This is a genomic window from Craterilacuibacter sp. (assembly GCF_051659485.1).
Lineage (GTDB): Bacteria > Pseudomonadota > Gammaproteobacteria > Burkholderiales > Chromobacteriaceae > Craterilacuibacter.
The window spans coordinates 1-13,134 of sequence record NZ_JBOFOO010000251.1; the positions used below are offsets into that span (position 1 = coordinate 1).

At 60.6% G+C, this 13,134-nt stretch carries 14 protein-coding genes; 13 read left to right on the plus strand and 1 reads right to left on the minus strand.

The annotated features are described in order from the left end of the window. From ACRC1E_RS08770 to ACRC1E_RS08815, 10 genes are all read left to right on the plus strand, one after another. The coding region (locus ACRC1E_RS08770; protein ID WP_438514719.1) for a c-type cytochrome at window positions 1–432 on the plus strand (432 nt) is incomplete at its 5' end. 292 nt (window positions 433–724) lie between these two features. Beyond that, on the plus strand, window positions 725–2,041 hold the full coding sequence (locus ACRC1E_RS08775) for an NAD(P)/FAD-dependent oxidoreductase (protein ID WP_438514720.1): 1,317 nt from the start codon (window positions 725–727) through the stop codon (window positions 2,039–2,041). Beyond that, entirely contained in the window at window positions 2,038–2,796 is a 759-nt protein-coding gene (locus ACRC1E_RS08780; protein WP_438514721.1) for a DUF1365 domain-containing protein, read from the plus strand. Before ACRC1E_RS08775 ends, ACRC1E_RS08780 begins: the two co-directional genes overlap by 4 nt. Next, entirely contained in the window at window positions 2,793–4,010 is a 1,218-nt protein-coding gene (locus ACRC1E_RS08785) for a class I SAM-dependent methyltransferase (protein WP_438514722.1), read from the plus strand. Before ACRC1E_RS08780 ends, ACRC1E_RS08785 begins: the two co-directional genes overlap by 4 nt. Then, the gene (locus ACRC1E_RS08790; protein WP_438514723.1) at window positions 3,979–4,506 is read left to right on the plus strand and encodes a chalcone isomerase family protein; all 528 of its coding nucleotides are present in this window, start codon (window positions 3,979–3,981) and stop codon (window positions 4,504–4,506) included. The genes ACRC1E_RS08785 and ACRC1E_RS08790 overlap by 32 nt, the downstream gene beginning before the upstream one ends. After that, window positions 4,506–5,741, plus strand: coding sequence for an MFS transporter (locus tag ACRC1E_RS08795; RefSeq protein ID WP_438514724.1), 1,236 nt, complete (start codon window positions 4,506–4,508; stop codon window positions 5,739–5,741). Before ACRC1E_RS08790 ends, ACRC1E_RS08795 begins: the two co-directional genes overlap by 1 nt. Further along, complete coding sequence (locus ACRC1E_RS08800; protein ID WP_438514725.1) at window positions 5,738–6,271, plus strand: DUF3833 domain-containing protein; 534 nt, start codon at window positions 5,738–5,740, stop codon at window positions 6,269–6,271. The genes ACRC1E_RS08795 and ACRC1E_RS08800 overlap by 4 nt, the downstream gene beginning before the upstream one ends. Further along, window positions 6,268–7,035, plus strand: a complete 768-nt coding sequence (locus ACRC1E_RS08805; protein ID WP_438514726.1) for an SDR family NAD(P)-dependent oxidoreductase — start codon at window positions 6,268–6,270, stop codon at window positions 7,033–7,035. The genes ACRC1E_RS08800 and ACRC1E_RS08805 overlap by 4 nt, the downstream gene beginning before the upstream one ends. Then, the gene (locus ACRC1E_RS08810) at window positions 7,032–7,445 is read left to right on the plus strand and encodes a nuclear transport factor 2 family protein (RefSeq protein ID WP_438514727.1); all 414 of its coding nucleotides are present in this window, start codon (window positions 7,032–7,034) and stop codon (window positions 7,443–7,445) included. The genes ACRC1E_RS08805 and ACRC1E_RS08810 overlap by 4 nt, the downstream gene beginning before the upstream one ends. Window positions 7,446–7,474: 29 nt before the next feature. Beyond that, window positions 7,475–8,383, plus strand: a complete 909-nt coding sequence (locus ACRC1E_RS08815; RefSeq protein ID WP_438514728.1) for a MerR family transcriptional regulator — start codon at window positions 7,475–7,477, stop codon at window positions 8,381–8,383. 47 nt (window positions 8,384–8,430) lie between these two features. On the opposite strand, the gene ACRC1E_RS08820 is transcribed toward ACRC1E_RS08815, so the two are convergent. Further along, window positions 8,431–9,090: a cytochrome b/b6 domain-containing protein gene (locus ACRC1E_RS08820; RefSeq protein WP_438514729.1), complete on the minus strand. Its 660-nt coding sequence runs from the start codon at window positions 9,088–9,090 to the stop codon at window positions 8,431–8,433. A 180-nt stretch (window positions 9,091–9,270) separates the two neighbouring features. Between ACRC1E_RS08820 and tyrS the strand changes: the two genes are divergently transcribed. The 3 genes from tyrS (at window position 9,271) to ahpF (ending at window position 13,129) form a co-directional block, all read left to right on the plus strand. Further along, the gene (tyrS, locus tag ACRC1E_RS08825; protein ID WP_438514730.1) at window positions 9,271–10,545 is read left to right on the plus strand and encodes a tyrosine--tRNA ligase; all 1,275 of its coding nucleotides are present in this window, start codon (window positions 9,271–9,273) and stop codon (window positions 10,543–10,545) included. A gap of 362 nt (window positions 10,546–10,907) precedes the next feature. Then, a complete protein-coding gene (ahpC, locus tag ACRC1E_RS08830) occupies window positions 10,908–11,471 on the plus strand; it encodes an alkyl hydroperoxide reductase subunit C (RefSeq protein WP_438514731.1) in 564 nt (187 codons plus the stop codon). Between the two features lie 104 nt (window positions 11,472–11,575). Then, complete coding sequence (gene ahpF / locus ACRC1E_RS08835; protein ID WP_438514732.1) at window positions 11,576–13,129, plus strand: alkyl hydroperoxide reductase subunit F; 1,554 nt, start codon at window positions 11,576–11,578, stop codon at window positions 13,127–13,129. Window positions 13,130–13,134: the final 5 nt, after the last annotated feature.

The window sequence follows — 13,134 nt, forward strand, 5'->3', positions numbered from 1 at the left end:
ATGAAACAACGCACCCTTATCCTTTGCGCCCTACTTAGCACTAATCTCGCTTTTGCCGATACCCCGGCTGAAACCCGCGTCAAAGACTTCAAGACCATCTTGCGCAGCTTCGAACCCATGGGCGTGGTGATACGCGGACGCGACCCTTACCGCAAGGATGCTTTCATCAAGCAGGCAGATGCGCTAAAACTGGCCGCCAACGCGCCCTTCGCCCACTTCCCTGCCGGCAGCAGCGCAAACAGCCGCGCCAAAGCCAATATCTGGAGCGAACCTGCCCGCTTCAACAGCGAAAAAAACCAATTTATCAGCCGGGTCAACGGTCTGAGTAGCGCAGCCCAAGCTGGCGACATCGCCGCCATCCGCCAGGCTTACGGCCAGATTGCACAAAGCTGCAAAAGCTGCCACGACGCCTTTCGCGCGCCGGAAAAATAAGCAAGCCGCCGGAATGCCTTGGCGTCACAACGCCGGGCGGGGCATTCCGTTTGCCGGATTGATGCCGGCCATTCCCCCCGCACCAGCACAATAGCCCCCCCGCTGTGCCCATGCTGCTGACACCAGCATCCGCTCCCATCCCGATAAAATCCCATCCTGTCGCTGCCACCTTGCCGTCACTATTCTTGCAGCCAGTCACACTTATTTGCATTTTCATTTTTGTGCTATACAAATACTTGACTAAAACTACTGGCTAATAGATAAAGACAGCATAAACGTGGAGATGAACAGCATGAAGATTGCCATTGTCGGATCGGGAATTGCCGGCCTGTCCTGTGCCTGGCTACTGGAGCGTGCCGGCCACACTGTCACGCTATTTGAAGCGGCCGCCTATGCCGGAGGCCACAGCAATACCGTCGATGTCACGCTTGACGGCATCACCCACCCGGTCGACACCGGCTTTCTGGTGCACAACACCCACACCTACCCCAATCTGATCGCGTTTTTTGCACAGTTAGGGGTTGAAACCTGCGCCAGCGAAATGACATTCTCGGTTGCACACGAAGCCGATGGCATCGAGTGGGCAGGCAGTAGTCTGGCCACCTTGTTTGCCCAGAAACGCAACCTATTGCGCCCCCGCTTCTGGGGCATGCTGCTGGACATCCTGCGCCTGCACCGCATGGCGCCGGCACTACAGGCTGAGGCCAGGCTGAACGATGCCACGCTGGGCGAAATACTGGACAAACACGATTTCGGCGACGCCATGCGCTGCTGGTATCTGCTGCCTATGGGCGCGGCCATCTGGTCGACTTCGACCCGCGGCATGCTGGACTTTTCCGCCGCCGCCTTCTTTGAATTCTGTGCCAACCATGGCCTGTTGCAGGTTAATGACCGCCCGCAGTGGCGCACGATGGTGGGCGGCTCACGCCAGTATGTACAAAAAATACGCGCCAGCCTCTGTGACTGCCGCCTGTCGTGCCCGGTCAGCAAGGTCAGCCGCGATACGGACGGCGTATGGATAGACAGTGCAGCCGGACGCGAACACTTCGATCAGGTGGTGCTTGCCTGCCACACCGATCAGGCTTTAGCCCTACTGCAGTCGCCCACCACGGCCGAGCACGCGCTATTGGCCGCCATCCGCTATCCGAAAAACCGCACCCTGCTGCACACCGACACCCGCTTCCTGCCCAAGCGCCGCGCGCTATGGTCGGCATGGAACTACCGCATGGGGCAGCATGGCCGTGAAACGGATGCGGTCACCGTCAGCTACCTGATCAACCAGTTGCAACCGCTGCCATTTAGCACGCCGGTGATCGTGACGCTCAACCCGCACCGGGAGCCTGAAGGCGTGATCGCCGAATTCGATTATGCCCACCCGCTGCTGGATAGCGCCGCCACACAGGCACAAACCCGGCTGGACAGCATCCAGGGACAGGGCGGCGTCTGGTTTGCCGGCGCCTGGACCGGTAACGGCTTTCACGAGGACGGCCTCAAGGCCGGTATGCGCGTCGCCGCCGCGCTTGGCGCAGTAATCCCGTGGCCACACTCGCTGACACCGATTGCACGCACCGCTGTCGCGACCGGGAACATGCAGGCCATCGCGGCATGAAGCACACCCAACTCTTTGCCGGCCATGTCTGGCACGGCAGGAAGACACCGGTGGCACACAGTTTCCGCTACCCGCACGCCTGGCTAGCGCTAGCGCTACCCGAGTGCGATGTCGAGCACTTGCCGCTGGCGCCCGGCATCGCCTGGCAGCGCAAACGCCACGGGCCGCGCGATGGCTCTGCCCTGTTCCCATGGTTGTGCGAACGGCTGGCCGAACACGACATCCATGGCGTAGCCCGTATCCGCCTGCACACCCTGCCCGCCGTTCTGGGCTATGTATTCAACCCGGTCAGTTTTTATCTGGCCGAAGACACAGAAGGCCGCTTACTGGCGGCGTGGGTCGAAGTCAATAACACCTTTGGCGGACACCACGACTACTGTTTGCGCGCAGACCCAAATCACAACAGTGGCGTACTCATCGGGCAGGCGACCAAGGCGCTGCAAGTCTCCCCGTTTTACCGCATCGAAGGGCAATACGGCTTTCGCTTTTTGCAAACCGGCGGGCAGCATTTTGCCGTACGCATCGAATACAGCCCCGATGGCGGTGCCCCCAGCTTCATTGCCTGGATGCGTGGCGAGGCGCGCCCTTCGTCTAGTGCCAACTGGTTGCGTATCGTCTTGGCCTGTAGTTCGCTGACCTTCGCCGTCTGGTTGCGCATTCACCTGCAGGCATTTCGCCTATGGCGCAAAGGCGTGCCCTTTATCGGTAAAAACGGGCAGCCCGCCCCTCCAAAACACCCCAGGAGTGAAGTATGAACACTGCCAGCCAGACCATGACGCGCCAGAGCGCCCGCCTGCCCATTGCCGCCCGGCCCTTACTGCTGGCATTGCAGGGCATCCGCCACGGCACGCTGACACTGATAGACCCGCAAGGGCACAGCCAGCACTACCAAGGCCAGAACGGCAAGCTGCAAGCCACTTTACAGGTACACGACTGGCAGGCGCTTGGCCGCATTAGCCGCAGCGGCGACATTGGACTGGCCGAAGCTTACCGTGACGGGCTGATCGACAGCCCGGACTGGGCGGCCCTGATACAGCTGGCTATCGCCAATGAGCATGCGCTGGCGCAGGCGATTCACGGCAGCTGGCTGGGTACACTGGCCTACTGGCTGCGTCATCTGTCCCGCGCCAACACCCGCTCCGGCAGCCGGCGCAACATTCATGCGCACTATGATCTGGGCAATGCTTTTTACCGGCTATGGCTGGACGGCAGCATGACTTACTCGTCGGCACTGTTCGAAGGCGATCTCTCGCGTTCGCTGGAAGAGGCGCAAACCGCCAAATATGAACGCATTCTGGCGAAGCTGAACCCGGCACCGGGCGCACGCATCCTTGAAATCGGCTGCGGCTGGGGCGGCTTTGCCGAATACGCGATCCGCAGCCGCGGCGTCCATATCACCGGCGTTACGCTGTCGACCGAGCAACTGGCGTATGCCAGAGCCCGGCTGGAGGCGGCAGGACTGGCGCCGATGGCCAGCCTGAGCCTGACCGACTACCGCGATGTCGGCGGCAGCTTCGACCATATCGTGTCTATCGAAATGCTGGAGGCGGTGGGCGAGCGCTGGTGGCCCGGTTATTTTTCCAGCCTGCGCGAACGCCTCAAGCCCGGCGGCAGCGCGCTGATTCAGGTCATCACCATCGCTGACGACTACTTTGCGCGCTACCGCAAAGGAACCGACTTTATCCAGCAGTACATATTCCCCGGCGGCATGCTGCCCAGCCCCGGCGCACTCGAAGCTGAAATCAAGCGCGCCGGCCTCAGCCTTGTCGACGACTATCGCTTCGGCACCGACTACGCCGAGACGCTGCGCCGCTGGCAGACGCTATTCGAGGCCAAACTGTCCGAAATACACAGCCAGGGTTTTGACGAAGCCTTTATCCGGCTATGGCGCTTTTACTACGCCTACTGCATTGCAGGATTCGACACGGAGCGCACAGATGTCTGCCAGCTTGAAATTTATCGCCCTTAGCGTACTGTGCCTTGCCGCCGCACTGGCGCAGGCACTGCCGCTTGCCGTCAATCAGGCGCTACCCGGCCTGGATGCGCGCGGCAGCGGCACCATGCGCTGGTTCGGCCTGCGCCTTTACCAAGCGACGCTATATACCCCGGATGGGCGTGAATTTGCCTGGCAAGCACCATTCGCGCTGGAAATACGCTACGACCGCGCCTTTACTACCGATGAACTGGCGACTTCCAGCCGCGACGAGATGGCCCGTCTGGGCACGCCTGCGGCAGAACTGCCGGCGTTACTCATGCAATTGCGGCGTATTTTCCCCAACGTAATCGCAGGCGATGTCATCGTCGGCGCGCAGGCCGCTGACGGCAGCACCCGCTTCTGGCACAACGGCCGCGAAACAGGACAGATCTCCGACCCCCGCTTCGGGCGCCGCTTTTTCGGCATCTGGCTGAGTCCGGACACGCGCGAACCGGCACTACGCCGCGTCCTTCTGGAAAAGGCAGGCTAATGCTGACCACACGCGCCTTACTACTGGCCGGGCTACCGGGACTGCCGCTGGCAATGGCAGCACTGCCGGTATATGTATTCACCCCCATGCTGTATGCCGGCGAATACGGCATGCCGCTGGCGCTGGTTGGCGCCTTGCTGTTTGGCGCCCGCCTGCTAGATACCGCACAGGATCCACTGCTGGGTATTTTGCAGGACCGCTTGCCGGCAAAGACCCTCCCCATCGTGACCCTGCTGATGCTTGCGCTGGGGCTGGCCGGGTTTTTCTGGCTGCTGCTGCCCTTTTCCGGTTTTTCTCTTGCCTGGCAGATGGCCGCTTCCTTGCTTCTGGTCTACACCGCCCACGGCTGGATCAGCATCGCGCTTTATCGCTACAGTGCCGCCCTGAGCCGCCAGCCAAAAGAGCGCGAGCGCATCGTCGCCTGGCGCGAGGGCCTGTCCGTGGCCGGCGTCTTGCTGGCCGCCGCGCTGCCGGCGATGCTGAGTGCACGTTACGGCATCAAGACCGGCCTCGCCGGTTTCGCTGCCCTACTGGTGGTTGCCAGCTTGCTGGCGCTATGGGCATTCAACCACGCGCCAAGTGCGCCGCCCACGACCCCGGAACAGCAAGACTGGCGCATCGTGCTTGGCGATCAACGCTTTCTCGCCCTGCTGCTGGTCTTGCTGCTCAATGCAATGGCGATGGCCCTGCCGGCCACACTATTCAACTTTTATGTCGCCGATGTGCTGCGCGCGCCCGATCTGGCAGGCGCTTTTTTGCTGAGCTACTTTCTGTGTGCGGCGGCCAGCCTGCCCTTATGGCTGATGCTCGCAACGCGGCTGGGCAAGGTGCGGGCGTGGTATGTCGGCATGGCACTGGCACTGGCCGGTTTCGCACTGGTGCCATGGCTGACCGAGGACAACCGCGCCGCCTTCTGGCTGGTCTGCATCGCCACCGGCACTGCGCTGGGCGCAGATCTGGCCTACTCGACGGCAATGGTCGCCGACATCATAGGCGACAGGGTAAAGAGCGCCGGCGGCGCCTATTTTGGTGCGGTCAGTCTGGTCGGCAAACTGGCGCTGGCGCTGGCTGCCGGTACGGCCCTGCCGCTGGCGGCGCTGGCCGGTTACGCCCCGGGTAATAGTGCGAACACCGGTGCACTGATCCTGCTTTACGCCGGCCTGCCTTGCGCAGTCAAATTGATGGCCTGGTTCTGGCTTGCCCGTTTACGCCCACAATTGGAGGCAAACTCATGATGCGTTCATTCTGTCTCGCACTTTGCGTACTGCTGCTCAGCGCCTGCAGCAGCCCTAAACTGGCCGACTACCAGAACAGCAGCCCGCCGCTCAAACTGGAACAGTTTTTCGATGGGCCACTGCGCGGCTGGGGCATGGTCGAGGATAGAAACGGCAAGGTGTTGCGGCGCTTTGTTGTCGATATCGATGCCAGCTGGCAGGGCGCCCGCGGTCAGCTCGACGAGCGCTTCGTATTCGACGACGGTGAGCGCCAGCGTCGCGTCTGGTCACTCGAACGCCTAGCAAACGGGCGCTACCTTGGCCGCGCCGGCGATGTGGTGGGTGATGCCAGCGGCGCGGGAGCGGGTGCCGCATTTAATTTTGCCTACACGCTGCGCGTCAAGGTAGATGGACGCGAATGGGATCTGGCGATCGACGACTGGATGTTTCTGGTCGACGACAAGCAGTTGCTTAACCGCTCGGTGATGAAAAAATTCGGCATTGAAGTCGGTACCATCACCCTGATGCTGCAAAAGGTCAGACCACAATGAGCCTCAATCCGCGCATTACCCACTGGCAGGACAAGCGTGTCTGGCTGATCGGCGCCGGCCACGGCATAGGTGCAGCGCTCGCCCGGCGCCTGCAAAGCGCAGGCGCCGCCCTCGCCTTGTCGGGGCGCAACCCTCAGGCGCTGGAGGCTATCGCCAGCGCCCGGTGCGTCGTATTGCCGTTTGATGCCACCGATGCGGCGGCATGGCAGCATGCCTGCGACACGCTAAGCACCCGATGGGGCAACATTGATCTGATCATCCTGCTGGCCGGCGACTATCAGGCCTTGCGCGCCTGGGAGCTGACGCCGGATGTCGCCCGCCGCCTGACCGACATCAATCTGATGGCGCCCTTTTACGCCGTGGCGGCCTGCGTGCCGCAGCTGATGCGCCAGAAAAGTGGCGGTATCGCGCTGGTCGCCAGCGTCGCCGGCGCCGGCGGCATGCCCAATGCGCTGGTTTATGGCGCGACCAAGGCTGCGGTCAATCATCTGGCGCAAACGCTGTATCTGGACCTGGCGCCCCACGGTATCGGGGTGTGGGTGATCAATCCGGGCTTTGTCAAAACCCGGCTGACGGCAGGCAACGACTTTGCCATGCCGGCACTGATCAGTCCGGAGCAGGCGGCAGATGAAATCATCGCCGGCTTTGCCCGCGGCGATTTCGACATTCATTTCCCCAAACGCTTTACCCGCTGGATCAAACTTGCCGCGCTGCTGCCCTATCGCTGCTGGTTTTATCTGATGCACAAGGTCACCGGACTATGAACGCCATGCTTGCCCGCCACCTTGACTGGTTTGCCAGCCTGAGCCCCGCTTCGCTAACCGATATCGACCGCGTCTACGCGGCGGATGCCCGCTTTAGCGACCCGTTCCAAAAGATCGAAGGACGCGAGGCGATAGGCGCAGTGTATGGCCGTATGTTCGAAAAACTGCAGGCGCCGCGCTTCACGATTATCGACACGGTGTGCGAGGACAAGCGCGCTTTCGTGACCTGGGATTTCAGCTTTTCGCTCATGGGCCGCGCGCGTTCCATCCACGGCGGTAGCCTGCTGCTGCTTGACGAGGCCGGCTTGATTACCGAACACCGCGACTACTGGGACGCGGCCGGCGGCGTCTACGAAGCCCTGCCGCTACTGGGCACGCTCTTGCGCTGGCTCAAGCGGCGCATGGCATAATCCGCCGCCCACGCATCAAGGACCCGACTATGAGCATGCCAGGCTTACCCATCGCTGCCGTCGAGCGCGAAACCGGTATCGCCCGCCAGTTATTGAGAATGTGGGAGCGCCGCTACGGCTACCCGATGCCCGAGCGCGACGCGCAGGGCGACCGGCTTTATTCGCCCGAACAGGTCGAGCATCTGTGCCGCATCCGCCGGCTGATGGATATGGGGCTGCGCCCGGGGCGGCTGATGGCGCTAAGCCCGGCGCAACTGGATGAAATGGCGGCCCTGCACCTGCCGGCACGCACGGCAACGCCCTGGTGCGACAAGCTGCCCGAGCTATTGCGTCATCAGGACGGGCAGGCCTTGCGCCGGCAATTGCAGCAGCAACTGAAAGAACTCGGTCTGGCACGCTTCGTGACCGCATTCCTGCCGGCGGCCAATGCGCAGGTTGGCGATGCCTGGTCGCGTGGTGAAATCCGTATTTTCCACGAACATCTATACACCGAAGAAGTCATCCGGCTGCTGCGTGCGGCCCTGTCATCCTTGCCATTGGCTCATGGCCGGCCCCGGGTCATGCTGACCACCACGCCTGCCGAACCGCATACGCTGGGCCTGTTGATGGCCGAGGCGCTACTGCGCCTTGCCGGCTGTGAATGTCTGGCATTCGGGCCGTGCATGCCGTTTAACGAAATGGTCGAAGCGATGGCACAACACCGCATCGACGTGCTGGCACTATCATTTTCTGCCGCCTATAGCGGCCCGCTGGACAACGAAATAAGCCAGCTCATGGCCAGTCTTGCGCCGGAATGCCAGCTCTGGGCGGGCGGTGCCGGAACCCGCCGCCTGAAACAACAGGCGCACGGGCTGCATATTATCCGGCAGCTCGAACAACTGCCCGAGCAAGTCGAGCACTGGCGCAGCACACACGCGCCCAAGACACCCGCCTCGTGAATACGCATGCGGTCTACAGACGGCGACAAGACCGCTGCAAAACGGGCTCAGAAACGGGTCAGCACAAAGTACACGGCGCCGGCGGCAACGATCAAAGTCACCAGCGCAATGACTGCAGGAGCGAAATACAAATTGGGGGCTTCGCCCTCTATGCTCTTGTAGCCGGTCAGCATGGCCTTGACCAGATTCTGCTTTTTCACGAGCCGATACAGGACGATGGCCGCCAAATGTACGCCAGCCAGCGCCAGCAGCAGATTGAAATTCAGCCGGTGCCAGCTATTCATCTGCTCGGCCAGCTCGCTACTGATGGCACTAGCCAGCGGGCCATCGTACAGATAGGCATTCACATCGGCCGAAAACAAGCCGGTCGTCACCTGCGCGGTCAGCGCGGTCAGCATCAGCGCCACCATCCAGCCGCCCATCGGATTATGGCCGGGCTGTTCGCTTTCGCTCAGCTCGCCCTTGAGGTAACGGCGTAGCGCCTGCGGCCCTTTGAGAAAATTGCCAAAACGCGCAGTTTCACTCCCCAATACCCCCCAGATCAGGCGAAACAGCAGCAGGGCTGCCAGCGCCACGCCGCCACGCAAATGCCACTCCATCCAGTCGCCCCCTTGCTTGCCGCTAAACCACATGCCAGCGAATAACAGCACCAATGCCCAGTGAAACAGGCGGGTCGGCAAATCCCATACTTTGACCAATTGCTTCATATAAAACCCCTTGCTATCTAATGCCAATATTCTACGCCAGTCCGGCTTCGGCCAAACAGCCGCTTTTCGGGTAAAATTGTTAATCTTTTAGACACGGCACGGTTTTGCCCAGGCAAAAACGCAGTGCCGCATACGCTGCCCGACACCGGCAGCGCCACCCCAGAATTGGAGAATCCACAGATGCACCCGTCCACCCTGATTCAGGACATGCAGGCCCGGGGCCTGATCGCACAGCTTACCGACGCCACCGCCCTTGACGACATGCTGGGCAAAGAGCAGGTAACCCTGTATTGCGGTTTCGACCCGACCGCCGATAGCCTGCATCTGGGACATCTGGTGCCGGTACTGGTGCTCAAGCGCTTCCAGATGGCCGGGCACAAGCCTATCGCTCTGGTCGGCGGCGCCACCGGCATGATCGGCGACCCCAGCTTCAAGGCCAACGAGCGCAAGCTCAACACGCCCGATATCGTCGCCGACTGGGTAGGCAAGATCAGGAAGCAAGTCGAACCTTTCCTCTGCTTCGAGGGCGAATCCGCCGCCATCATGGCCAATAACCACGACTGGTTTGGCCGCATGAATGTGCTGGATTTCCTGCGCGATATCGGCAAGCACTTCTCGGTCAATGCCATGATCAAGAAGGAATCGGTGCAGCAGCGCATCAACCGCGATGATGTCGGTATCTCGTTTACCGAATTCACCTACAGCCTGCTGCAGGGCTACGACTTTGTCGAACTCAACCGCCAGCACGGCTGCCGCTTGCAGATCGGCGGCTCCGACCAGTGGGGCAATATTACCGCCGGTATCGATCTGACCCGCCGCATGAACCAGCAGCAGGTGTTCGGCCTGACCCTGCCGCTGGTGACCAAGAGCGACGGCACCAAATTCGGCAAGACCGAGGGCGGCGCGATCTGGCTGGACCCGAAAAAAACATCGCCGTACGCCTTTTACCAGTTCTGGCTGAACACGGCGGACGCTGATGTGTACAAGTTCCTGCGCTTCTTCACCTTTATGTCTATCGATGAAATTGCCGCTATCGAAGCGGCCGATCAGGCATCCGGCAGCAAGCCCGAGGCGCAGCGCATCCTGGCCGAGCAAGCCACCGCGCTGGTACACGGCAAAGCCGCCGTCACCGCCGCCCAGCGCATCAGCCAGTGCCTGTTCAGCGAAGACCTCGCCAGCCTGACCGAAGAAGATTTCGCCCAGCTCGCGCAGGACGGCATGCCCTCCGTCACCATAGACCGCAGCCAGAATAGCCTGATCGAAGCGCTGTTTGCCGGCAGTCTGGCCAAGAGCAAAAGCGAAGCACGCACCTTTATCCAGAGCGGCGCGGTCAGCATCAACGGCGTTAAGGGTGCGACCATCGAACACCAGTTCAGCGATGCAGAACGTCTGTTCGGCCAGTACACCCTGCTCAAGCGCGGCAAGAAAAACTACTGCCTGCTGCGCTGGCACTAAGCGCTCCCGCACTTTAAAAAAGCCCGTGCCAATTGCACGGGCTTTTTTCATGGCGAAAGCACCCTCCCGCACTCAATAGCCGGTCTTGGCATAACATAGATAAAAAGACTGGATTCAAGCAACAAACATATGACTATTGATACAAATCAGTGCTTAGGTATTGCTTATTCAATATATTAAACCGCTTGTCACTATCGGCTCTGCCTGCTTGCGGTATCGTTTGCGCTAGCGTTCAGGCTGGTGGGCGCTAGCAATCAATAGCAAATAGCAATTGAAGTTATTTCTACATTCAATTTGTACTATCCAAAGACAGCGCTTAAGATCCGTCTGTCTTCACTGCCACACACAAAGGAAAAACCAATATGTCCATTATCAACACCACCATCAAGCCTTTCACCGCCCAAGCCTATCACGAAGGCAAATTCGTCTCTGTGTCTGACGCCGACCTGAAGGGCAAGTGGTCTGTTGTGTTCTTCTACCCTGCCGACTTCACCTTTGTGTGCCCGACCGAGCTGGGCGATCTGGCTGATGTGTATCCGCAGTTCAAAGAGCTGGGCGTTGAGTGCTACTCGGTCTCCACCGACACCCACTTCACCCACAAGGCTTGGCACGACGCATCCGACACCATCAAGAAGATCAACTATCCGATGATCGGCGACCCGACCGGCACCATCACCCGCAACTTTGACGTGATGATCGAAGAAGAAGGTCTGGCACTGCGCGGCACCTTCGTGATCAACCCGGAAGGCGAAATCAAGGTTGCCGAGATTCACGATCTGGGTATCGGCCGCGATGCCAAAGAGTTGCTGCGTAAAGTACAAGCCGCTCAATATGTAGCCGCTCACCCGGGCGAAGTTTGCCCGGCCAAGTGGACCCCAGGTGAAGCAACACTGTCGCCATCGCTGGATCTGGTTGGCAAGATCTAAGCTTTAGCCCCCTATAGCGAACCGCCCCGACCGGGGCGGTTTGGATTTCAGCGGAAAGTCATCCCGCGCCTTTCCAGTGAGATCGACTCTCAAGGAGAAACACCATGCTTGAAACCAATATCCAGACCCAGCTCAAAGCCTATCTCGAAAAACTGCAACGCCCGATCGAACTGGTCGCCTCGCTGGACGACAGCGCCAAGGGCCAGGAAATGTACACCCTGCTGCAGGACATCGCCGCGCTGTCGGACAAGGTCAGCCTGCGTGATAACGGCGAGGCCGCCCTGCGCCCGTCATTCACGGTAGCGGCTCAGGGCGAGAGCGCCCGCATCAGCTTTGCCGGCATTCCGATGGGTCACGAGTTCACTTCGCTGGTGCTGGCACTGCTGCAAAGCGGCGGCCATCCACCCAAGGTCGACGCCGAAGTGATCGCCCAGATCCGCGCCCTGCCCGCCGGCGCACACTTCGAAACTTTTGTGTCGCTGTCCTGCCACAACTGCCCGGACGTGGTGCAGGCCTTCAATCTGATGGCCGTACTCAACCCCGGCATCAGCCACACCATGATAGACGGCGCACTGTTTCAGGATGAAGTGAGCAGCCGCAAGATCATGGCGGTACCGACCGTATTCATGAATGGTGCCGAATTCGGTGCCGGGCGCATGACACTGGAAGAGATTATCGCCAAGCTCGACACCGGCGCCGCTATTCGTGAAGCCGCCAAAATCAACGACAAGGACGTATTCGACGTACTGGTCATCGGTGGCGGCCCGGCCAGCGCTTCGGCCGCCATTTACGCGGCACGCAAGGGCATACGTACCGGTATCGTCGCCGAGCGTTTCGGCGGCCAGGTGCTGGATACCATGGCAATCGAGAACTTCATCTCGGTGAAGGAAACCGATGGCCCGAAACTGGCGATGGCGCTGGAACAGCACGCCAAGGAATACGAAATCGACATCATGAACCTGCAAAAGGCCAATGCCTTGCTGCCGGGCGAGCTGATCGAGATCAAACTGGAAAATGGTGCGTCCCTCAAGAGCAAGACGGTGATTCTGGCCACCGGTGCGCGCTGGCGCGAAATGAATGTGCCGGGCGAGAAGGAATACCGCAGCAAGGGTGTGGCCTACTGCCCGCACTGCGACGGCCCGCTATTCAAGGGCAAGCGCGTGGCGGTCATCGGCGGCGGCAACTCCGGTGTCGAAGCGGCCATCGATCTGGCCGGCATCGTCGCTCATGTGACCCTGCTCGAGTTTGATGGTGTATTGCGCGCCGATGCCGTATTGCAGAAAAAATTGTTCAGCCTGCCCAACGTCACCGTAATCACCAAGGCATTGACCACCGAAGTGACGGGTGACGGCCAGAAGGTCAACGGCCTGTCCTACAAGGACAGAGACAGCGACGAGATCAAGCACGTCGCACTGGAAGGCATCTTCGTACAGATCGGCCTGCTGCCCAATACCGACTGGCTCAAGGGCACGGTCGCCTTGTCGGGGCGCGGCGAGATCGAGATCGATGCCCGCGGCCAGACCTCGGTACCGGGCGTATTTGCTGCCGGCGATTGCACCACAGTGCCGTACAAGCAGATCATCATCGCCATGGGTGCCGGTGCCACCGCTTCGCTGGGTGCTTTCGACCACCTGATCCGTAACTCGACACCCGCCTGATCAGG

Coding starts and splice junctions, on each gene's coding strand:
- ACRC1E_RS08775 (WP_438514720.1), top strand. CDS start 725: ATGAAGATTGCCATTGTCGGATCGGGAATTGCCGGCCTGTCCTGTGCC.
- ACRC1E_RS08785 (WP_438514722.1), top strand. CDS start 2,793: ATGAACACTGCCAGCCAGACCATGACGCGCCAGAGCGCCCGCCTGCCC.
- ahpC (WP_438514731.1), top strand. CDS start 10,908: ATGTCCATTATCAACACCACCATCAAGCCTTTCACCGCCCAAGCCTAT.
- ACRC1E_RS08800 (WP_438514725.1), top strand. CDS start 5,738: ATGATGCGTTCATTCTGTCTCGCACTTTGCGTACTGCTGCTCAGCGCC.
- ACRC1E_RS08790 (WP_438514723.1), top strand. CDS start 3,979: ATGTCTGCCAGCTTGAAATTTATCGCCCTTAGCGTACTGTGCCTTGCC.
- ACRC1E_RS08795 (WP_438514724.1), top strand. CDS start 4,506: ATGCTGACCACACGCGCCTTACTACTGGCCGGGCTACCGGGACTGCCG.
- tyrS (WP_438514730.1), top strand. CDS start 9,271: ATGCACCCGTCCACCCTGATTCAGGACATGCAGGCCCGGGGCCTGATC.
- ahpF (WP_438514732.1), top strand. CDS start 11,576: ATGCTTGAAACCAATATCCAGACCCAGCTCAAAGCCTATCTCGAAAAA.
- ACRC1E_RS08780 (WP_438514721.1), top strand. CDS start 2,038: ATGAAGCACACCCAACTCTTTGCCGGCCATGTCTGGCACGGCAGGAAG.
- ACRC1E_RS08810 (WP_438514727.1), top strand. CDS start 7,032: ATGAACGCCATGCTTGCCCGCCACCTTGACTGGTTTGCCAGCCTGAGC.
- ACRC1E_RS08820 (WP_438514729.1), bottom strand. CDS start 9,090: ATGAAGCAATTGGTCAAAGTATGGGATTTGCCGACCCGCCTGTTTCAC.
- ACRC1E_RS08815 (WP_438514728.1), top strand. CDS start 7,475: ATGAGCATGCCAGGCTTACCCATCGCTGCCGTCGAGCGCGAAACCGGT.
- ACRC1E_RS08805 (WP_438514726.1), top strand. CDS start 6,268: ATGAGCCTCAATCCGCGCATTACCCACTGGCAGGACAAGCGTGTCTGG.